Raw genomic sequence first — 20,360 nt, 5'->3', positions numbered from 1 at the left:
TTCTTAGTCATTGAGATCAGGTATTATCTGACCTTTGATTGTGTGTGAATTTCCGCGGAAAGAGGCGACAAGCGCGCCCTCTTCGTTGGTGACATCTATATTGTAGAGGCCAGTTCGACCAGTTCTACTGACTTCAGTAGCTGTCGCGGTCAGCAAGGTACCAACAGATACCGGTTTAAGAAAGTTGATTTGTGCTGCCTGCGCTACTGTACTTTGGTTATAGGAATTGCAGGCAAAGGCAAACGCGGAGTCGGCGAGCAGGAACATATAACCTCCGTGGCAGGTTTTATGCCCATTTAACATATAGTCCTGGACCCGCATGGTCATTATTGCAGTTCCTGGGGTGACTTCGACGAGTGTCATGCCGAGATGCTGGCTGGCTTCGTCTTCAGCATACATTTTTGCTCCAACTTGTGAGGCCAGTTCCTCTGGAGACAATTTTGAAGGGTCGGACACGTTACTTTCCTTTAAAAACAGGCTTACGTTTCTCAGCGAAAGCTGAAACTCCTTCTGCGAAATCTTCTGATTTTGCGGCCTCTCGCTGCAGGTCACGTTCAACATCAAGCTGTGCTTTTAAGTCATTGGAAAGGCTAGCATTCATCGCTTTTTTGATTTTTCCAAGACCGGCGGTTGGTCCCTTTGCCATGTTGCGCGCAAGTGAAGTTGCGGTTGACATTAATTCCTCATCATCCACCACGGACCAGATTAAGCCCATTTTCTCAGCTTCCTCTGCGGGGATTTTGTCACCGAGCATGGCAAGTCCCATGGCTTTTCCTGAGCCGACAAGTCTTGGCAGGAAGTAGGTGCTGCCTGCATCTGGAATAAGGCCGATGTGGCAAAAAGCCTGTAGGAAATAGGAAGATCGGGCCGCGATACATATATCAGCTGCTAGCGCGAGGCTCATACTGGCACCCGCGGCAACACCATTAACAGCGGAGATAACAGGTTTCTCTAGGTTTCTGATTAACAGAATAAGAGGGTTGTAATTTTTCTCTAGTGTTTCACCAGCGTCAAAATTACCACTTTCAGCGGAACTTTCTGATAGATCTGCACCTGCTCCAAACGCGCGTCCAGCACCGGTAATCAGTACAGCCCGCACAGCATCGCTTTCAAGTTCCGGCATGATTGCTCTTAACTCTTCGTGCATTTTTTCACTAAAAGAGTTCATTTTATCCGGACGGTTCAAGGTGATGGTCGCGACACTATCGGTAATGTCGAATAAAATGGTTTCGTAAGCCATGGCGCTGCCTCCCAGCATCTGTTTCTTATATTTGCGGTTAAAGTAACACAAAAATTTTCAATTAATAGGAAAATTTGTATCGCTTGTTAAAGGGCCAAAAAAAATCAGCCACAAAAGAGTAGCTGATTTTCAAGAAAATTGAAGGTTTAGTCTTAAACGGCTGCTGCCATTTCCTGTGTTTCCATGCGCACTTGATCACGGCCGTTTTCTTTAGCGGAGTAGAGAACCGCATCAGCTCGTTCGATGAAAGCATCTACATTTTCGCCAGGTGTATATTGAGCGATGCCGAAAGACATGGTGATCTTTCCGACTTCGTCACCTGTATTTCTGTTGACCAGGCTTTTTGAGGATACTGTTTTCCGGATTTTATCGGAAAGCTGGAAAGCAGCGGAGAGAGAAGTCTTTGGCAAAATCAAACCAAATTCTTCTCCTCCGTACCGAGCCGCAAGGGCTCCCCCCCTCATGTTGTTTTCCAAAATTCGAGCGACCAGTTTTAGAACTTGATCGCCAAACAGATGGCCATGAGTATCATTAAATTTCTTGAAATGATCTATGTCAGACATCACAAGGCAAAGCTTGTTATTTTCGGCTTGAGCGCTTGAGATGGCATTCATCAACTCAATATCAAATTTCTTGCGATTGGCAATTTGGGTAAGAGGATCTGTTAAGCTTTCGTTTTCCACCAACTCCAAACGCTTCTTTAAATCTTCAATTTCATCAGAAGCCTTCTTCAAATTCTCATTCAAATGCTGAGATTGAGAGGCCATGGTTTGTGTCTCTTGGATAATATCCCGGACTGTGTTTTGAAGATCCGCAACACTTAGGCCGTCAGCTTTCCCAGCGAAGTTTTCCAATTTTTCGCCATAGTTTGTTAGACCTTTGGAAGAGTTTCTCAGCTCTCTAAGAACAGCTTCCATCGACTGCTGAACCAAGAGATTGGTTTCACGTATTTCTTTGCTTTCCCGATCGTGGCTGAAAAACTCGTTGTAGATTTGCTTAGAAACACTTTCCGAAAATTTTCCATGTTCAGAAAGCAGCCGATTGACCAGCTTGATGATAGCGGGGTTGTCTCCGCTCAAATATTCATACCAAATGGTAAAGTTCTGTGGGATCGATTTAATCTTGCGATCCTGCAGTAACGCCATTGTCTTTTGGGCATTCAGAGATGCTTTTTCAAAGCTATCATCTTTGCTCACAGCTGAACCTCACTTCTATCCAAATGGGCATATATCGTGCTAATGGCTCGCATCATTGATTGAAAAACTTACAAATAAGTTAATGTTTAACAACTAATATAACAAAATATTACAATTTCAGGATCTTCTGTCGTTGAAACTCCATTCATTTAACTAGTAATGGGGGAAATTCTACGGTTAATTATTTCTTTAATATTATTATATTCGTAATATAATGCTTAAATATTGGTTCAATTACTTAAGGTTAGTTGGAAGAGATGAATAATGTTTTTATTCTCAGTGCCTTAGATTTATTTCTTCAGCTCAGAAGGGCAGAAAACAGATCTTTTTATAAACCGTGACTTTCCTAGAAAGTTTGAATTTGAAAGGATGAAAAGAACTTTAGAGCCTGCCCAAGCCGTAAAACCAAAATAATTAATTGATCAGTCGTGAAAGTTATAAAAAATAAATAGCATAGTTAGAATTTTGACCGATTATTTTAGGTTTCAGACATGAAAACCGTTTAATAATTCAGGGAATCAAAAGTCCTTTTCATCCTTTTCTGAGACTAAAATGTAATAATTTTGTTTCAATTGGTGGCATAGGCGTTAAGTGGTACACCATCTACAATCATTCTATTCATCACACGGTTATATTGGTAGTCTCCGAGCGCATAGTGCTGGGTGGCGATATTATCCCAAATGGCCACTGAGTTAATATCCCATCGAAAACGAACCTGAAACTCTGGTTTTTTGACATGTTCATACAGCAGTTGAAGAAGGGCCTGACTTTCTTCTCTGGACAAATCTTTGATCGCGTTAGTCCAAATGGAATTGATAAAAAGGTGAGGGGCCCCGGTCATGGGATGGGCAATGACAGCGGGATGTGTATGAGGAGGATTTTCACTCACTGTCCTCTCGACTGTTTTGTTGTCCAGGTATCCCGTCATTCCAAATCGGATGTCATGAACGCCCTCCAGTACAAGCAGCAGCTTCTGAATGGGTTTGGACAAGTTTTCATAAGCTGCATTCGTGCAAAGCCACATTGTATCTCCGCCGCCTTCTGGGGGAATATCAATGGCTCTAAGTATACTTGCCGAGGAGGGGCGCTCTCTGAATGTCACGTCAGTGTGCCAGCGATCGGTTCCAGTATTCCCTCCAGTTGTGCTGATGACTTGTATTTCCGGGAATCCTTCTTTGGTGGGAAAAAACTCATGTACTTCAAGGACCCCAAAACTCTGTCCAAGTTTTAGAAATTTTTCGTCGGACATGTCTTGATCGCGAAAAAATATGACTTTGTAATCCGTTAGAGCTCTTCTCAGAGCCTGATAGGCTTCAGGCGGATTATTTTTTGTCAAATCTATTCCGCTAATCATTGCTCCCAAGGTGGGAGTAAGGGGGGTGGCCGTAAAATGGCTGTAGTCTTTAGTTATTGTTTCCTCTAACTATAATTATGGTTATATAAAAAGACATAGTTTTCAGTTGGGGGCCTCGTTTGTCAGGTTTTATCAGGCTCCAGAATAATATAAGTGAGAAACATACGTGTTAGGTTTTGTCGCATTTCAGGGTCGGTTAGGCGAACTGGTCCTGGATCATTCAGGATGGCCTGCACTGCGGTTCCAAAAAACATCTGCAAGGCAAACTCTATACTCTTAATGGATTTATCTGGATCTGACTTTAAATACCGTTCTTCAAGTAAGCCCAAGATCATTTTTCGAATGTGAATGCCGGCCTCATGGATAGGTTTCCACATTTCTGGGTCAGAACCTGACAAAACGATGGAGGCTCTAACAACACCTTTGTGGGGGCCAGCTATGAGTTCAAAAAGAGTGTTGACTAGCTTGGTGAAGATTTCCTCAAGAGAAGCTGTTTTCCAAAAAGGTTTAGAAAATTCCTCTTCAAGCTGGGCTCGTGTCGAGGCCGTTGCTGCTTCTTGAACAGCTTTGAAAAAACTTTCCTTATCCTCAAATCGGCTATAGAAGGTGCCAACTGAATATCCGCAATGAGCCGTCAGGTCGATAATAGATATATCAGCGAAACTCTTATCTTGCATAAGGATCATGCCGGCGTTGATCAGTTCATCTCTTCGTTGCCGACTTCTGCCTTGCAATGCTGGTTTTACACCCTTTGCTTGAATTTCCATTATAACACTGCCTGATACTTGTTCTTTTTCTACTTAATTTCCTTACGTCAATAAAAGTCTAGTAGCAATTATAACGTTAGTAAACAAACTATCTTCATAAGAAAAACCTTGTGCAGTCCAAAATTATAACTATAATTATAATTTATAAAAGATGTAAATTTTGAAATGCCAGTATTAATGTCAAGAATGATGCAAGCGAACGCTGATAGTGTGTGGTGATGGGCGTTTGTGGGGTGGATAATTGCACTGATTAAGTGTTTTTGTCTAAAATAATGTGCTGCTTTTTGGTGTGTACCAACTGATGGGGAGGGCGGTCTTATGGGGCGAATGTTTTTTCTAATATTTTTGATGGTTTTTACTGTCGGGGGCAGTTCCGTTAGGGCAGAAACGGAAATTCGGTTCAGTACAGCTGCTCCAGAAAAAACTCCCTGGGCGATATACGCTCATCAAATCGCGGAATCAGTTAAAAAAGATACTTCCGGGACAATAAAAGTTCAGGTTTTTTCAGGGAGCCAATTAGGAAATGAGCAGGACGTTATCCGGCAGGTGGCTAGAGGGCGTATCCATATGGGCTCTTTTTCCAACACCGCTGCCAGCCTTATGGTTCCGGAGATAGCGTTATTGGCGGCTCCTTATATTTGGGACAGCTTGGAGCAAGCGGATTGTGCTTTGGATAATCATCTATTTTCTATTTTCCAAAATAAGTTTGAAGAAAAAGGATTAATAATTCTTGGGTGGACGGAAGTTGGCAATAGGGGTTACGCCTTCACCAGCCCTGTGAATGGATTGGCAGATTTAGCTGGCAAAAAAATGCGTGTTGCGCCGACAAAAGCTTCTTCACTGACGGCTGACGGGTTTGGGGCAAACGCGGTAGTTCTTCCTATAACGGAAGTCGCTTCAGCACTTCAAACGGGTTTGGTTGAAGGAGCTGATCTGCCGGGCTTAGTTTACACAGCGCTTGGGTTTTCAAAAATAGCTCCCAACTGGATTGCTTCCAATCATTCTCACCAGGTTGGAATGGTGCTCATGAGTCAAAAAGTTTGGAAACGATTGAGTGACGAACAGCAATCAGCTTTTCTCAAAGCAAGGCAAAGTCCAGTGAAACTCCGCCAAATGGTAAGGGGTGCTGAAAAAAGCTCTCTTGCAAAGTTTTCTGAGAATGGGGGACGTGTCATCGAACTTAATGCAGACCAGATGGCGAATTGGCGAAGGACAGCCAAGGCCGCACGAGATAGTTTGATTGAAGATCTTGGGGGCGACGCCAAACCTATTTATGCACAAATCGAGGAAGCGAAACGGGCCTGTACCAATTAATAAGCTCACTTTTGCAATAGTATACTCCGATGGTGCTTAGATTTCTCATTTTTCACTTCCGTCTGGAGGCTTGGATTGCAACCTTCGCGTATGGTGCCGCAACCTTAAGCCTCGTCATTGACATTACTGGTCGTGAACTCATTGGGAGCGGCGTGTGGGGCGCGCCAAGATTTGCGGTATATGCTGCAATAAGTGCTGGTTTTTTGGGTATGTCCCTATCTTCAGCAAGTGGGGAGCAAATAAGACCTCAACTCCTTGATAAAGTGGTTTCTGTTCGGTTCAGTTGGGCCGTGGATAGAATGTCAGATTTTGTCGCAGCTCTTTTATACGGAGCATTGGGTGTTCTTGCGATTTCGTTTGTCCAAAGCACTTATTTAAATGGAGAGACGGCGGCTGTTCTTGAGTGGCCGTTATGGCCAATTCAATTGGTGCTGCCTTATAGCTTCTTTGCTCTTACACTAAGGTATGTCATTTTTGCTTGTTATCCCTCGGACAAAGAACACTTCCAGCTTTTAGCGAAAAGTGAAGGGCGCGGCCATGAGTGAGCTTGGCTTAATTGCGCTCCCGATACTTTTGCTGATCCTCCGGCAAAACCTGATTCTGATCCTTTTCGCCATGGCTGCTTATATCCACTTCTTTTATGGCGATGGTGTTCTTGAATATATCATTGAAGACATGTGGATTGGACTGGATAAGGAAGTTCTCCTATCTGTTCCTTTGTTTATTCTTTGCGGCAATGTCATGACCAAGGGGCAGATCGCGTTCCGCCTCATTAATATTATGAAGGAACTGACCGCAGGACTACCTGGTGGCCTTGCAATTGCAACAATTTTATCCTGCGCTGTTTTCGCTGCGATCTCGGGATCATCCGCTGTTACTCTATTATCAGTTGGTGCTATTCTCTATCCTGCGCTTTGTGAGGCTGGGTATAGCCGTAAATTCGCGCTTGGCGCACTGACTTCAGGCGGCACATTGGGGGTTGTTATCCCGCCTTCAATCCCCATGATCCTCTTTGGGATTGTGACAGAAACATCGATCACTGACCTTTTTAAGGCTGGGATCCTACCAGGCATTATCATGACTATTCTCATGTCTATTTATGCTTTAAGGGTCAACTGGGCTCTACCAAAAGCTGGTTTTAGCTTTAGAAAGTTAGGAGCTTCAGTCCAATCGGGTTTTTGGTCACTGATGATGCCAGTCATTCTTCTTGGAGGAATTTATTCAGGCTATTTTACACCAACTGAATCCGCCGCAGTGGCGTTCTGCTACGCCATAGTTGTTGAGGTTGCTGTTCATAGGGAGATGACGCTCAAGGATCTTTACGGCATCTCGATTGAGACGGCGAAGCTTTTAGGAGCCTTGTTTCCTTTACTTGCAATTGCCATGAGCCTGAATTTGCTTCTTACGACTGAGCAGGTCCCTCAAAACCTTACGTCGTGGGTCGCCAGCTTTGTCGAGAGTGACATCGCCTTTTTGCTCGCAATTAATATTCTGCTGCTTCTCATTGGTTGTTTTTTGGATATTAATGCCGGAATTCTCATTCTTGCCCCCATTCTTTTGCCACTGGCCTTAAATTTTGGCATCGATCCGGTTCATTTGGGAATTATTATGGTGATCAATCTCGAGGTCGGTTTTTTGACGCCGCCAGTTGGTATCAATCTTCTTGTGGCGATGTCAGCCTTTAAGGAAAAGCTGGGCTTGATCTGTAGATCAGTGCTTCCCTTCATGGGCATAATCCTTGTTGTTTTATTGATTGTGACTTTCTTGCCAGAGGTCGCCCTGATCTCTAATCAATAACGATAGGTCCTTGTGGCTTGGAGAGTTTACGCTCCCGATAGAATACATAAAAACCAGCCCCAATAATGATAACAGTTCCAAGCCAGGTCATTGGGTCCGGAAATTCGTTGAAGACTAGCCAGCCTAATATGGTCGCGGAGATGATTTCCAGGTACTGCAAGGGAGCCAAAACGCCAGCCTCAGTCCTTGAGAAGGCAAGAGCGATCATCCAGTGTCCAACACCTGCCAATGCTCCCATACCAAGTACATAAAAAAACTGATGTCCTGTCGGCAAGTCGAATGCAAAAATATCAATTTCAAATAGGGTTCCAGGTATTAATGCAAGGCCAAGAACTGAGGCTGCAAAAAAGCCAGTCCAGAAATTAAGAGAGACACGGCTGCCTTTTTGCGAGAGAAAACGCGTGATCAGAAGATAACAAGAAAAACAAAGGGCGGTGATAAGCGGAAAGATGGACGCAATGCCGAAGGCCTGAAAATTAGGTCGTAAAACGACAATCGCACCTATAAGGCCGAGGAAAACAGCAATCATTCGCCGCCATCCAAACCCCTCTTTTAAGATAACCGCAGATAAAATTGTTAAAAACAGGGGTTCTACAAAGAAGATAACAAGGGCATTGGCGATCGGCATTGCTTTCAATGCCGTGTTAAGGGCGACCAATGCACTTCCCAGGAAAAGACCCGCCAAGAGATGAAGAAGAGTAGGGCGCCCTTGTTGTCCTGAAATAAACAGGAAAGGAAGCATAATGAGGGACTGAGCAAAGAAGCGGGCAAAAGCGACGGACCCAGGGGACATGGTTTCGGTCAGTAGCTTGGCAAATAGATCCATGACAGGAAGAGCCAGCATAGCCATGGCCATAATCAGCACGCCGCTTTGTTGCTGCTGCGGGGCACTCATTTTTTGATTAAATCCTCATCAGGCAAAAGCCTTGAAGGTAATCATCGTAAAGGTGTCTTTAATATGGGGAAGGGTCTGGATCTGCTCGTTGACAAAGTGACCAATGTCTTGATCTTCACTCAGATAGCATTTCATCATCAGATCATATTTGCCTGAGATGGAATAAACTTCGGAAACTTTTTCGACATTTTCGACAGCTTCGTTGGCGACGACATAGGCTTTGCCAAGTTCACATTTAACCAGAATAAAAATTGTCTGCATCTGAAGAGGCCCTTAGCTGATGATTATTCGCATTGGTAACATGATCGGCTTTGAAATGTAAAACCGAAAGGATAGCAAAAACATCATCTAATTGGTTTGGGGCAACTATTCAGCAGACTTCCTTAGAGGAATGTTGAAGAAGGCTGGTACGTGATCGCCAAGTCCCATTACTGGGGCTGAATCATCCTCCCGACCAAAACGAGATCTCCTGGTACGGGGCTGGCGTTTGGGGCGACGGTCTTCAGTGTTTTCTTCTGAAGCAGATGCTTCAGTTCGCGGGTTCGCACGTTTAGATGAAGGTTTACGGTTTCTGGAGTTGTCAGATTTAGAAGACTTACTCCGTTGTTCAATATCCCGGCCTTCGGCTTCAATCTCTTCCATCTCTTCAAGCTGGACTAATGGAATTTCCTGATTGATGGTTTTGTAGATTGCATCCAGGTATTTCTCATCACCTTTACAGGTTAGCGTAAAAGCATGTCCTTCTTGTCCGGCACGGCCCGTCCGACCGATGCGATGGACGTAATCCTCAGAGTGGGTGGGCACGTCGAAATTAAAGACATGGCTGACGTTGGAGATATCGATGCCACGTGCGGCCACATCTGAACAGACGAGGTGGGCAATTTCACCAGAGCGGAACTTGTCCAAAGTTTCCATGCGGTGCGACTGTGTCATGTCCCCATGAAGGGCGCCGGCATTAAAGCCGTGTTTGTTCAGGGACCCCAGAACAATGTCCACATCCTTCTTACGATTACAGAAGATAAAGGAGGTTTTGACAGCTTCGTCTTTCAACATATGGCGAAGAGCAGGGCGCTTTTCCCGTTTTTTAACTCGAACCAACCCTTGGGTTACTGTAGCCGCTGCATTGGAAGGGGCTTCAACCTTGATCTCTTTAGGGTTCATCAAGAACTTATCAGCCAGTTTCCGCATTTCTTTGGACATGGTGGCAGAGAAAAACAGAGTCTGACGAAGAGGCGGCATAAGGGACACAATTCTCTCAACATCCGGAATAAAGCCCATATCCATCATGCGGTCGGCTTCATCGATCACGAGTGTTTTTACGCCGTTTAGCAAAACTTTACCGCGCTCAAAATGATCTAGCAGTCTGCCAGGAGTTGCAATGAGAACATCAACACCACGATCCAGCTTAGTCTCTTGGTCTGAAAAAGACACACCACCGATCAAAAGGGCCATGCTGAGGTTGTTGTATTTGCCATATTTCTCAAAATTTTCGGCAACCTGCGCTGCAAGTTCCCGTGTTGGTTCGAGAATAAGGGAGCGGGGCATGCGGGCTTTTGAGTGGCCCGAAGCCAAGATATCTATCATTGGCAGTGTAAAACTGGCAGTCTTGCCTGTGCCTGTTTGGGCGATGCCTAGGACGTCCCGTCCCATCAGTACTGTCGGGATTGCTTTTTCCTGAATGGGGGTTGGTGTGTCGTAACCTGAGTCCGAAACAGCTTTCAGGACTTCAGGGCTTAGGCCAAGATCTGCAAATGTCATGCGTTAAAAACTACCGCCAATTATCATAAACTCAAAACACAGGCAATTTAGTGAAATATGGTGTTCTGTCAAACTATTCCTGTGTTTTTCCAAGGTTTTCCTAGGGTTTAAGCTATATACTCAACAATTATTTCAAATTTGTGTATGTAAATGAAACCTTCTTATTCTGGTTGAAGTCTGCTCGTCGGTTGATTAAGTTCGGCGATAATGATGATTTTTCACAAGTTTGTATTCTAAATGTCTGAGAAACAGTCCCTTATTTTAATACCGGGTTTACTCTGTACGGAGGACCTCTGGAGAGATCAGCTTCACGCGCTTTCAGATCTGGCAAACATGACTGTACCGCGTCATGACAACCATGCCAGTGTTGAAGAGATCGCAAGCGAGATCCTGAAAACTGCGCCTGAAAAATTTTCTTTGGCTGGCTTATCCATGGGGGGATATATCGCTTTAGAGATCGTTTTGCGGCAACCAAAACGGGTTGAGCGATTGGCGCTCATAGATACACGTGCTGATGCCGATAGCGCTGCAGACAAGAAAAAGCGTCAGGATTTCATTAGGTTGGTTCAGCGGGGAACGACCTTCAAAGGAGTGACAGAAGCACTCTTACCAATGTTAATTCACCCTAGTCGCTTTCAGGATTCAGAATTAACAGAACGCATTTACCAGATGGCTCAGGACATTGGGCGTGATGGGTTTATCCGTCAGGAAACCGCGATTATGGACCGAAAAGATCGGAATGCTGAATTGGGACAAATCGACTGCCCCACGCTTGTTTTGTCGGGAGAAGATGATGCCCTCATTCCTGCAAAATTGCAGGCGGAAATGTCAGAAAAAATCCCAGACAGTGAATTTCATACCATTGCCGACTGTGGACACTTACCAACTATGGAAAAACCGATGGAAAGTAACAGCATTCTCCGGGAGTGGTTGAGCTGGTAATTGCTAAATATCCAAGTTGTCTGCGAAACGGGCATTTTCCTGAATAAAGTGGAAACGAAGCTCAGGCTTCTTGCCCATTAGACTTTCCACAAGGTCTGCGGTCTCACCAAATTCTTCCATGGGGATTCGAACCTGAAGCAGAACCCGTTTTTCCTTATTCATGGTTGTTTCTTTAAGCTGAGCGGGTGGCATTTCGCCTAGGCCTTTAAACCGACTGATGTCTACTTTTCCTCTGCCCGTAAATTCAGTTTCAAGAAGACGATCCTTATGGGCGTCATCCATGGCGTAGGCAGTCTTGCCGCCTTGTGTAATTCGGTACAGAGGCGGTTGTGCGAGATAAAGGTGACCGTCCAGGACAAGTTGCCGCATTTCCTGATAGAAAAACGTCATCAGCAGCGTAGCAATATGGGCACCATCGACATCCGCGTCAGTCATGATGATGACTTTTTCATACCGTAGATCACTTTCACGGTATTTGTCGCCGGTACCACAACCTAGTGCCTGTATAAGATCAGACAATTCTTGATTAGCTTTGATTTTGCTGGAACCTGCGGAGGCCACGTTGAGGATTTTCCCGCGAAGGGGCAGAATGGCTTGCGTTTTCCGGTCACGCCCTTGTTTGGCAGAACCGCCCGCACTATCACCCTCAACGATGAAGAGTTCAGTGCCTTCAGCATTTTGTTGAGAGCAATCTGCGAGTTTACCGGGAAGCCGCAGGCGGTTTGTCGCCGTCTTGCGGCTTGTGTCTTTATCGGCGCGGCGCCGCAGACGTTCCTCTGATTTGGAAATAATCCAATTGAGAAGGTTATTCGCCTGATCAGGGGCTGAGGCAAGCCAGTTATCGAAATGGTCTTTTAGGGCTGCGTCCACAAGCCGTGTGGCTTCTGGTGTTGCCAGTTTTTCTTTTGTCTGCCCCTGAAATTGTGGTTCTGGAATAAAGACAGAGAGAACAGCTGCTGCGTCACCCATGATATCATCGGCAGTAATCTGGGCAGCTTTCTTATTATTGATCATCTCACCATAAGCTTTCAGTCCCCGTAAAAGAACGGATCTGAAGCCGCTTTCATGGGTGCCGCCTTCCGGTGTCGGAACAGTGTTACAGTAGGAGCTCAGAAAAGAGAGATTATCAACAGGCCAGGCAATCGCCCATTCAACGCGTCCGCGATCACCTTCAACCTCAACCCGGCCAGAAAATGGCTCAGGGGTTACGGTTTGCCGATTTTCGAGCGTCGCAGCCAGAAAGTCTGAAAGTCCACCCGGGAAGTGCAGGGTGTCTTCTGCAGGTGTGTCATCTTTAATGAGTTCAGGGGCCGCTTTCCATCTGATCTCGACACCTCTAAACAGATAGGCTTTAGAGCGAACCATCTTGTAAAGCCGATTTGGGCGAAGTTTCGTGCCTTCTTCAAATATGTCGTCATCAGGACGGAAATGAATCATAGTCCCGCGCCGATTTGGCGCTGCGCCCACTTTCTCAAGCGGCGTTACCGGAAGGCCGCGCGAATATTCCTGCCGCCACAGTTCTTTATCTCTCGCGACCTCTACTATGGTTTTAGAGGAGAGGGCATTTACGACTGATACACCCACACCATGCAGGCCACCTGCTGTGTGATAGACCTTGTTAGAGAATTTTCCGCCTGAGTGAAGCGTTGTCAGGATAACTTCAAGCGCCGATTTGTCTTTAAATTTGGGATGAGGATCAATAGGGATGCCCCGCCCGTTATCCCGGATAGAGATGGAGCCATCTGCAAAAAGTTCAACATCAATCCGACTTGCAAACCCTGCGACAGCTTCGTCCATGGAGTTATCCAGAACCTCGGCAGCCAGATGATGGCGGGCACGTTCATCCGTACCGCCGATATACATACCAGGGCGTTTTCGAACGGGCTCCAGTCCTTCAAGGACTTCAATATCCTTTGCGGAATAATCACCAGTTTCAGATTTCGGCTGCTGAAAGAGATCAGACATATGTGGATTTCACTTTGCAGGAATAAATTACAATATGAGTTTCAGAATACTGTTCTCTCATACCAATAAAAATGTATAATTTCCAGATTGACGAAAAAGTTTTTAAGGCACTTGAATCTTATGGCAAAAATAAATCGCGATCCGATTATTCGAACGGCTCCTCAACCCCGAGATGTCAATAATAATGGGGATATTTTCGGCGGCTGGGTGTTATCACAAATGGATATTGCCGGCGGTGTCCTAGCCTCACGCCGCGCAAAAGGTCGAGTTGTTACTGTTGCGGTTGAAGCGATGACATTTCATCAACCCATTAAAGTTGGTGATGTTGTCAGTATCTATGGGGAAATTAGCAAAGTTGGGCGGACATCCTTGCATGTGAAACTGACGACCATTGTTGTTCGCAAGCTGGATCCCCAGGAAATCAAGGTGACCGAAGGGACTTATATTTTTGTCGCAATTGATGATGATGGAAAACCAAGGGTTGTTCCACCTTCGGATGAAGAATAAGGCGTCTAATTAGTTTTCAATATTTGGCACGTTTTATCAGGAACCTTGGGCTTTTAGCCGTTTTTTCTCCAGTATTTTCTGAACTTCTCTTTCTTCCCACTCTTCGTCGAAGAAATTGAAAAAGCCAAATACATGAATAGCCTGCGCAGCAACGGCTAACCCCCAGCCTAGTGTTGGCCAGATCGCCCAATAGTAGCTTGAAGTCAATAGGTTAATGATATGCAGGAACACAATGACAACTGCGTATGTGGCTAGATGTCTGTAAAAGTGACGTATGTGGCGAACTTTGCGCCGGGCCGCTCTCAAATCTTTTTCAGATGTTTCCATTGGTTTCTCCCATACACACTCATTTGAGTTTAACGGTTACCGGGGAGCTGTCATCTGGTTTTCGGTATTGCTGTGATGCAGGATACGAAACGGATTAAGCTGAAATCATAAAAGAAAAAGGCTGCGAATGATCGCAGCCTTTCTTTTTGTTGAAATGTAAGTCGCCGATTATACGCTGAAGTACATTGCAAATTCTGCTGGGTGAGGAGCATGTTCAAAGCGGTAAACATCTTCCCATTTCACTGCCAGGTAGCCATCGATCATGTCGTTTGTGAAGACATCACCTTTGGTCAGGAATTCGCGGTCTGCGTCGAGTGCTTCCAGTGCTTCACGCAGGGAACCACAAACTGTTGGAATATCTTTCAATTCTTCAGCTGGCAGATCGTAAAGATCTTTGTCCATGGCATCGCCTGGGTGGATTTTGTTCTGAATACCATCAAGACCAGCCATCATCATTGCAGAGAAGGCGAGGTATGGGTTTGCAGTACAGTCTGGGAAGCGAATTTCAACACGCTTACCATTAGGGCTGCCAGAGAATGGAATACGGCAAGAAGCAGAACGGTTACGTGCAGAGTATGCCAACAGAACAGGAGCTTCAAAGCCTGGGATCAAACGCTTGTAAGAGTTTGTGGAAGCGTTTGTGAAAGCATTGATTGCTTTCGCATGCTTAATGATACCACCGATGTAGTAAAGAGCAGTTTCAGAAAGGCCAGCATAGCCTGAACCTGCAAAAGCTGGTTTGCCTTCTTTCCAGATAGATTGGTGAACGTGCATGCCTGAGCCGTTGTCACCAGCCACTGGTTTTGGCATGAATGTCGCTGTTTTACCGTAAGCGTGTGCGACGTTGTGAATGACATACTTCTGTTTCTGGATGTCATCTGCAGCACCAACCAGTGAGTTGAACTTAAAGCCCAGTTCGTGCTGGGAAGGTGCAACCTCATGATGGTGCTTTTCAACTTTCAGGCCCATTTCTTTGGCGACTGAAACCATTTCAGACCGGATGTCTGCGCCACTATCAACAGGCTGTACAGGGAAGTAACCGCCTTTAACTGCTGGACGGTGACCGATGTTGCCTCCGTCAATATCTTCACCAGACATGTATGGAGCTTCAGAATCTGAAAGCTTGAAGAATGTGTGGTGGCTGTCGTTAGAGAACTGAACATCATCGAACATGAAGAATTCAGCTTCCGGACCAAAGAATGCAGAGTCGCCAATACCTGTAGAGGCAAGGTAAGCCTCAGCTTTCTTCGCAACAGAGCGTGGGTCGCGTTCGTAACCTTCACCGCTAGTTGGATCTTCAATATCACAGAACAAAATAATTGTTGGGCGTGCTGCAAATGGATCAATAACGACAGAAGATGCATCTGGCTTCAGAGTCATGTCAGATTCGTTAATCGCTTTCCAGCCTGTGATGGAAGAGCCGTCGAACATGATGCCGTCAGTGAATGTTTCTTCCTCGATTGCATCAGCGTGCATTGCAAGGTGCTGCCATTTTCCTTTTGGATCTGTAAAACGAAGATCAACATATTCGATTTCGTTTTCCTTGATCATGTCTAGCACTTTAGAAATTTCTGCAGTCATATTTGTGTCTCTCTGTTAACAATGATTTCTATTTTACCTGCAGGGCAGGTGGTGCAAACCGGATTAGACAGCATCCTTACCGGTTTCTCCTGTACGGATCCGAATGACTTCCTCGACGGAAGACACAAAGATTTTGCCATCACCAATCCGGCCAGTTTTCGCTGCGGACTGAATGGCTTCCAGCGCCCGTTCCAGCAACTCATCTTCAAGCACGATTTCAATTTTCACCTTAGGCAGAAAATCGACTACGTATTCTGCGCCGCGGTAAAGTTCAGTGTGTCCCTTTTGACGACCGAAACCCTTGGCTTCTGTAACCGTAATCCCCTGAAGGCCCACTTCATGAAGAGCTTCCTTTACTTCATCCAGTTTGAAAGGCTTGATAATCGCTTCAATTTTTTTCATTTGTCACTTCTTCGGTAGTTGCGTCAAAAGGTGGCACAAGCGCCTGTCCGATATTTAAGCACTAATCGTGCCAAGTTTTAAAAAACCCTTAATTTTTTTTAATTGCCCATTTTCAGAGGTTTTCACTTCATACACTCAAATGGTGGCACGAAAACAGGCAAAAAAATAGATCAAAAATTAGGCAAATGATTAAATAATGCGCAAAAAATGCAAGGCAATCGTTTCTGGCTAAAAGCTTAAATTCAATAGTCTGATTATTTTCTAGGCAGTCTCAGTTTGTATAGACCCTTAAAATCGTTTGGATCCGCAACTTCCCCCTTGCGAACGATTTCAATGCGTCCGTTCCGGGCAAGATGAATTGCCTGCTGACGAACGGCTGTCATAAATTTTCGCCAGAAATCCCGAGGTGAGCTTTCTTTCTGTTTATCCCTAGCGATTGTTTGGGCAATGGTATTTGGAGAAACTTCTTCACCTGAAGAAAGCGCGTCCAAGATATAGGTCGCGATTGGATCGTCTTGAGGGGGTTCTTTTTTTTCTGTATCGGTCATGGGTATCGTGTCTGTATATCAGGGGATCAATAAATTTTCCGATCCATACCTTGGATCTTGATCAAAGGCTACTTAATTCCGCCAAGCTCCTTAATAATGAGGCGGCTTTTCGGCCTGTTGAGCGCCTTCAGGCATATGGCTTTCCAGTGTAACAATTCGGCTTTTAGCTGATGTAAGTTGAGCAGTCAGGTTTTCGATCAATTGCCATTGCTTGTTGACCATGTCGCTGAGGTCAGCAATTGCTTGTTCCTGATCCATTAACTTGAGTTCTACCTCGGTCAGGCGTGTTTCAGGCTCTGTTCCCATAATCTATCCTTTTATTTTGTTTAGGAAAGTTTCGAGACGGCTCATGGCCAGACTGATATTTTCAATAGAATTCGCATAAGAAAAACGAACATACCCCTCCCCATATTCTCCAAAACTTGTTCCTGCAATGGTTGCAACACCTTCCTCTTCCAAAAATCTATTTTGAAATGTGCGGCTATCAAGTCCGGTTTTTGAGATATTGGGAAACGCATAAAAAGCGCCTTTGGGCATGACACAAGAAATACTTTTTAAGGCGTTCAAGCGTTCGTAAATAAGATGGCGGCGGGCATCAAAAGCGGTCATCATCTCATCAACAGGTGTTTGGTCACCCTCAAGTGCAGCAATTCCAGCATATTGGGTCGGTGCGTTTACACAGGAGTGATAATTCACACATAGCCTATTCGCTAACGGGACGAGGGCGTCCGGCCAGTATCCCCAACCCAGTCGCCACCCAGTCATTGCGTAGGTTTTTGACCATCCATCCAGCACAATAAGTCTGTCCCTTATTTCTGGGTAGCTTAACAGACTGACATGTTCGAGCCCGTCATAAGTCATACGACTATAAATTTCGTCGGAAAGAATGTAGACATCTGGAAAAGCTTGTAGGCCTTTTACAAGTTTGTCTATTTCCTCCTTAGGGACCACACCCCCGGTCGGGTTTGCAGGCGAATTCAGGATAATCAACCGGGTTTTATCTGTGATGAGGGACAAGACTTCATCTGCATCAAAAGAAAATTTGTTCTTTTCAAGTAGAGGGATGGGAACTGGTTTAGCGCCGCTGTATCGGATCATACTTTCGTAAATTGGAAACCCAGGGTTTGGATAAAGGATTTCTGCGCCCGCTTCCCCAAACATTTCAATAGCAAAGGACATGGTCACTTTGCCCCCGGGCATTATAAGGATATTGTCTGGATTAATCTCAACGGATTTACGATCGAGAATATCTTTGGCAACCGCCTCGCGCAGCTCCAGGATACCATTTGCGCCCGTGTAGCCATGATGACCATCCCTCAGCGCCTTTACGCCGGCTTCAACGATATGGTCGGGAGTGGGGAAATCCGGCTGCCCGATACCAAGATTGATGATGTCCATACCTTGTGCCTGTAATCTGCCAGCTTTTGCCAGAACGTCAAAAGCAGTTTCTGTTCCAAGACGGGACATTTTTTCAGACACACCCATGATAACTTCCCTAAAGACTTGTGTTAAATTTCGTGTGAAGATAGGCCTTATGGCTCAGTGACTGCAAGGGAAGATTAGGGCGAGGAATGGTAAAGCAGGCAAACAAAGTCTTATCCGCTTTTGGGACAACAATTTTCGAAGTGATGTCCAAATTGGCTATTGAACACAAGGCGATCAATCTAGGGCAAGGCTTTCCTGATGAGGATGGGCCGGAAGATGTCCGTGCTATGGCAGCCAAAGGTCTTACGGAAGGACCTAATCAATATCCGCCGATGATGGGAACGATGGAATTGCGTCAGGCGGTTACTGATGCCAACCACCGGTTCTATGGAATAGCGGTGCAACCGGAAAGCGGGGTTCTAATCACATCCGGAGCAACAGAAGCTCTTGCAGATTGCTTGATGGCGTTTATTAATCCTGGCGATGAAGTGGTCTTGCTGGAGCCACTATATGATTGTTATTTGCCGCTAGTTCTGCGGGCAGGGGGTATTCCTAAGTTTGTTCGTCTGGACCCACCTCATTGGGATCTGGAGGAAGAACGCTTGCGGGCGGCCTTTTCGGAAAAAACAAAATTGGTCTTGTTGAACAACCCAATGAACCCGACAGGCAAAGTCTTTACCATCGAAGAGCTAGAACTTCTCTCTGAGGTAATTCAGGAATATGATGCTTACGCCGTATGTGATGAAGTCTATGAGCATATTGTTTTTGGACTAAATTCCCATATCCCTCTTGCCACGTTGCCGGGAATGGGAGACAGAACTGCTCGGATTGGATCTGCGGGGAAGACTTTTTCACTGACAGGGTGGAAAGTTGGATACATAACGGGTGCAGATGAACTGATTGCTCGAATTGCAAAGGCCCATCAGTTTCTAACCTTTACAACACCTCCGGCTTTGCAGAATGCGGTTGCTTTTGGTCTCAATAAGGATGATTTCTTTTATGAGAATCTCAAAGACAGCATGCAGGGTAAAAGAGACTATTTCCGGAACGGTCTTAGAGAAATTGGGTTTGAAACGGCTGACTGTGATGGGACCTATTTTTTGAATGCTGACATTCAGTCTATTGGCTTTCAAGGTAGTGATGTGGATTTTTGCCGATTGATTACAACTGAAGCAGGGGTCGCGGCAGTTCCAGTTAGTGCATTCTATGCTTCTGAAGGCGCCAAAACGAATTTTGTCAGGTTCTGTTTTTGCAAGCGTGAAGAAGTTTTGAAAGAAGCGATTACAAGGCTTGACGATTTTTTTAAGAGTAAATGAAGAAAGCGCCTTGACCCGGCATTGGATGGCGGCTAAATAGGGCGCCACTTTGATGGCGAATGTAGCTCAGTTGGTTAGAGCGCCTGACTGTGACTCAGGAGGTCGCCGGTTCGATCCCGGTCATTCGCCCCATTTTCCTAAAAAGCCCCGCAATAAGCGGGGCTTTTTCGTTTCCATGAAAGTCTTAAGAGCTGGTCCGGATCTTGATTTTTTGGGCCTTGTCCTCAGCCGGGGCTTTTTTCGGAATTGTGACTTTCAAAATACCTTTATCAAAATGGGCATCAATCTTATCCGTTTTGACATCGGGCGGTAGTCTGAATGAGCGTTGAAATGATCCATAATGCCGTTCAGTGAAATAGTAATTCTTTTCTTTGGTTTCACTTTCAGACTTTTTCTCTCCTTGAATGGTGAGAACATTATCTTCCACATCAACATGGATGTCTTTTTCATCGACACCAGGAAGCTCTATATTGATTTCATAGAGGTCTTTACTGTTCGATGCATCGGCACTCGGGGCAAAGAAGTTGGAAACCATAGTTCCAAAGCCTTTGAATGGATCAAAAAGGTGAGGCCAGAAATTATCTGATCTTTCTACAGTTTTAGTTTTGTGGCTATCGGTCATGAGAAACTCCTTCTGATCATTAATACAGCTACAGAGAACTCAACTAAGAAGGATTTTACACGATAGCCGTGTTTTGAACTTGATTATGATCAATTAGTCTTTCTGTCCTTTTGGCGGGTTTGTTGCCAGCGGCCCCACCAGACGCCAACGCGTCTTTTCAGGCGTCGGGCAAAAGGATAATCAATGGACAGAATAACAATCCCTAAGGGGAACATCCAAAACCCAACAACGGGAAGAAATCCTAGCAAACCACCAAGAACAAGTGCCCAACCTAGGATCTGGCGATGGAGTTTATTTTCGGGGATTTTGACTTTTTCTTTTAGTTTTTTAGTCGTCTTTTTTTTGGTCATAATTCCTGAGTTGAACCCCTCCAGCATTCTAAGCCGTTCCCTTTAAGAGATGTT

The 20,360-nt window shown here is 45.2% G+C and carries 23 protein-coding genes and 1 tRNA gene; 7 read left to right on the top strand and 17 right to left on the bottom strand.

Annotated elements, in window-relative coordinates:
* Positions 1 to 3: 3 nt before the first annotated feature.
* The 5 genes from paaI to HH301_RS12575 all read right to left on the bottom strand — a co-directional run bounded on the left by paaI (position 4) and on the right by HH301_RS12575 (position 4,557).
* On the bottom strand, positions 4 to 399 hold the full coding sequence (paaI, locus tag HH301_RS12595) for a hydroxyphenylacetyl-CoA thioesterase PaaI (RefSeq protein WP_277348908.1): 396 nt from the start codon (positions 397 to 399) through the stop codon (positions 4 to 6).
* 58 nt (positions 400 to 457) lie between these two features.
* Positions 458 to 1,240: a 2-(1,2-epoxy-1,2-dihydrophenyl)acetyl-CoA isomerase PaaG gene (paaG, locus tag HH301_RS12590; protein ID WP_169569247.1), complete on the bottom strand. Its 783-nt coding sequence runs from the start codon at positions 1,238 to 1,240 to the stop codon at positions 458 to 460.
* A 152-nt stretch (positions 1,241 to 1,392) separates the two neighbouring features.
* Complete coding sequence (locus tag HH301_RS17900; protein ID WP_169569246.1) at positions 1,393 to 2,436, bottom strand: diguanylate cyclase; 1,044 nt, start codon at positions 2,434 to 2,436, stop codon at positions 1,393 to 1,395.
* 568 nt (positions 2,437 to 3,004) lie between these two features.
* The gene (locus HH301_RS12580; protein WP_338091383.1) at positions 3,005 to 3,847 is read right to left on the bottom strand and encodes a TauD/TfdA dioxygenase family protein; all 843 of its coding nucleotides are present in this window, start codon (positions 3,845 to 3,847) and stop codon (positions 3,005 to 3,007) included.
* Positions 3,848 to 3,912: 65 nt separating this feature from the next.
* Entirely contained in the window at positions 3,913 to 4,557 is a 645-nt protein-coding gene (locus tag HH301_RS12575; RefSeq protein WP_169569244.1) for a TetR/AcrR family transcriptional regulator, read from the bottom strand.
* Between the two features lie 318 nt (positions 4,558 to 4,875).
* On the opposite strand from HH301_RS12575, the gene HH301_RS12570 reads away from it, so the two are divergent.
* From HH301_RS12570 to HH301_RS12560, 3 genes are read left to right on the top strand one after another with little or no spacing between them, the layout of a single operon-like run.
* A complete protein-coding gene (locus HH301_RS12570) occupies positions 4,876 to 5,871 on the top strand; it encodes a TRAP transporter substrate-binding protein (RefSeq protein WP_169569243.1) in 996 nt (331 codons plus the stop codon).
* Between the two features lie 29 nt (positions 5,872 to 5,900).
* Complete coding sequence (locus HH301_RS12565) at positions 5,901 to 6,416, top strand: TRAP transporter small permease (protein WP_169569242.1); 516 nt, start codon at positions 5,901 to 5,903, stop codon at positions 6,414 to 6,416.
* The gene (locus HH301_RS12560; RefSeq protein ID WP_169569241.1) at positions 6,409 to 7,668 is read left to right on the top strand and encodes a TRAP transporter large permease; all 1,260 of its coding nucleotides are present in this window, start codon (positions 6,409 to 6,411) and stop codon (positions 7,666 to 7,668) included. Before HH301_RS12565 ends, HH301_RS12560 begins: the two co-directional genes overlap by 8 nt.
* On the opposite strand, the gene HH301_RS12555 is transcribed toward HH301_RS12560, so the two are convergent.
* The 3 genes from HH301_RS12555 to HH301_RS12545 all read right to left on the bottom strand — a co-directional run bounded on the left by HH301_RS12555 (position 7,658) and on the right by HH301_RS12545 (position 10,321).
* Positions 7,658 to 8,563 carry a DMT family transporter gene (locus tag HH301_RS12555; protein WP_169569240.1) on the bottom strand — a complete coding sequence of 302 codons (906 nt, stop codon included), beginning with the start codon at positions 8,561 to 8,563 and terminating at the stop codon, positions 7,658 to 7,660. The genes HH301_RS12560 and HH301_RS12555 overlap by 11 nt on opposite strands.
* 18 nt (positions 8,564 to 8,581) lie before the next feature.
* A complete protein-coding gene (locus HH301_RS12550) occupies positions 8,582 to 8,824 on the bottom strand; it encodes an Lrp/AsnC ligand binding domain-containing protein (protein ID WP_169569239.1) in 243 nt (80 codons plus the stop codon).
* 105 nt (positions 8,825 to 8,929) lie between these two features.
* On the bottom strand, positions 8,930 to 10,321 hold the full coding sequence (locus HH301_RS12545; RefSeq protein WP_169569238.1) for a DEAD/DEAH box helicase: 1,392 nt from the start codon (positions 10,319 to 10,321) through the stop codon (positions 8,930 to 8,932).
* 237 nt (positions 10,322 to 10,558) lie between these two features.
* Between HH301_RS12545 and HH301_RS12540 the strand changes: the two genes are divergently transcribed.
* The gene (locus HH301_RS12540; RefSeq protein WP_169569237.1) at positions 10,559 to 11,263 is read left to right on the top strand and encodes an alpha/beta fold hydrolase; all 705 of its coding nucleotides are present in this window, start codon (positions 10,559 to 10,561) and stop codon (positions 11,261 to 11,263) included.
* Between the two features lie 3 nt (positions 11,264 to 11,266).
* On the opposite strand, the gene parE is transcribed toward HH301_RS12540, so the two are convergent.
* Positions 11,267 to 13,228 (bottom strand): DNA topoisomerase IV subunit B, encoded by a 1,962-nt coding sequence (gene parE, locus HH301_RS12535; RefSeq protein WP_169569236.1) that lies wholly within the window; start codon positions 13,226 to 13,228, stop codon positions 11,267 to 11,269.
* Positions 13,229 to 13,348: 120 nt separating this feature from the next.
* Between parE and HH301_RS12530 the strand changes: the two genes are divergently transcribed.
* Entirely contained in the window at positions 13,349 to 13,735 is a 387-nt protein-coding gene (locus tag HH301_RS12530) for an acyl-CoA thioesterase (RefSeq protein ID WP_169569235.1), read from the top strand.
* A 36-nt stretch (positions 13,736 to 13,771) separates the two neighbouring features.
* Here HH301_RS12530 and HH301_RS12525 read toward each other — a convergent pair whose 3' ends face one another.
* The 6 genes from HH301_RS12525 to HH301_RS12500 all read right to left on the bottom strand — a co-directional run bounded on the left by HH301_RS12525 (position 13,772) and on the right by HH301_RS12500 (position 18,078).
* A complete protein-coding gene (locus tag HH301_RS12525; RefSeq protein ID WP_169569234.1) occupies positions 13,772 to 14,062 on the bottom strand; it encodes a 2TM domain-containing protein in 291 nt (96 codons plus the stop codon).
* Between the two features lie 168 nt (positions 14,063 to 14,230).
* On the bottom strand, positions 14,231 to 15,643 hold the full coding sequence (gene glnA / locus HH301_RS12520) for a type I glutamate--ammonia ligase (protein WP_169569233.1): 1,413 nt from the start codon (positions 15,641 to 15,643) through the stop codon (positions 14,231 to 14,233).
* 63 nt (positions 15,644 to 15,706) lie between these two features.
* On the bottom strand, positions 15,707 to 16,045 hold the full coding sequence (locus tag HH301_RS12515) for a P-II family nitrogen regulator (protein ID WP_169569232.1): 339 nt from the start codon (positions 16,043 to 16,045) through the stop codon (positions 15,707 to 15,709).
* Between the two features lie 254 nt (positions 16,046 to 16,299).
* Complete coding sequence (locus HH301_RS12510) at positions 16,300 to 16,593, bottom strand: DUF3253 domain-containing protein (protein ID WP_169569231.1); 294 nt, start codon at positions 16,591 to 16,593, stop codon at positions 16,300 to 16,302.
* Between the two features lie 90 nt (positions 16,594 to 16,683).
* Positions 16,684 to 16,899: a SlyX family protein gene (locus HH301_RS12505; protein ID WP_169569230.1), complete on the bottom strand. Its 216-nt coding sequence runs from the start codon at positions 16,897 to 16,899 to the stop codon at positions 16,684 to 16,686.
* 3 nt (positions 16,900 to 16,902) lie between these two features.
* The gene (locus tag HH301_RS12500) at positions 16,903 to 18,078 is read right to left on the bottom strand and encodes a pyridoxal phosphate-dependent aminotransferase (protein ID WP_169569229.1); all 1,176 of its coding nucleotides are present in this window, start codon (positions 18,076 to 18,078) and stop codon (positions 16,903 to 16,905) included.
* Positions 18,079 to 18,164: 86 nt separating this feature from the next.
* On the opposite strand from HH301_RS12500, the gene HH301_RS12495 reads away from it, so the two are divergent.
* Complete coding sequence (locus HH301_RS12495; protein WP_169569228.1) at positions 18,165 to 19,334, top strand: aminotransferase; 1,170 nt, start codon at positions 18,165 to 18,167, stop codon at positions 19,332 to 19,334.
* 55 nt (positions 19,335 to 19,389) lie between these two features.
* Positions 19,390 to 19,466, top strand: a tRNA-His gene (locus tag HH301_RS12490).
* Between the two features lie 52 nt (positions 19,467 to 19,518).
* Here the strand turns inward: HH301_RS12490 and HH301_RS12485 are convergent.
* A complete protein-coding gene (locus HH301_RS12485) occupies positions 19,519 to 19,956 on the bottom strand; it encodes an Hsp20/alpha crystallin family protein (protein ID WP_169569227.1) in 438 nt (145 codons plus the stop codon).
* Between the two features lie 89 nt (positions 19,957 to 20,045).
* Positions 20,046 to 20,306 carry a PGPGW domain-containing protein gene (locus HH301_RS12480; RefSeq protein WP_169569226.1) on the bottom strand — a complete coding sequence of 87 codons (261 nt, stop codon included), beginning with the start codon at positions 20,304 to 20,306 and terminating at the stop codon, positions 20,046 to 20,048.
* Positions 20,307 to 20,360 lie beyond the last annotated feature (54 nt).

The sequence above is a fragment of the Sneathiella limimaris genome (genome assembly GCF_012932565.1).
Lineage (GTDB): Bacteria > Pseudomonadota > Alphaproteobacteria > Sneathiellales > Sneathiellaceae > Sneathiella > Sneathiella limimaris.
This window is presented reverse-complemented; position numbering and strand designations above follow the sequence as displayed.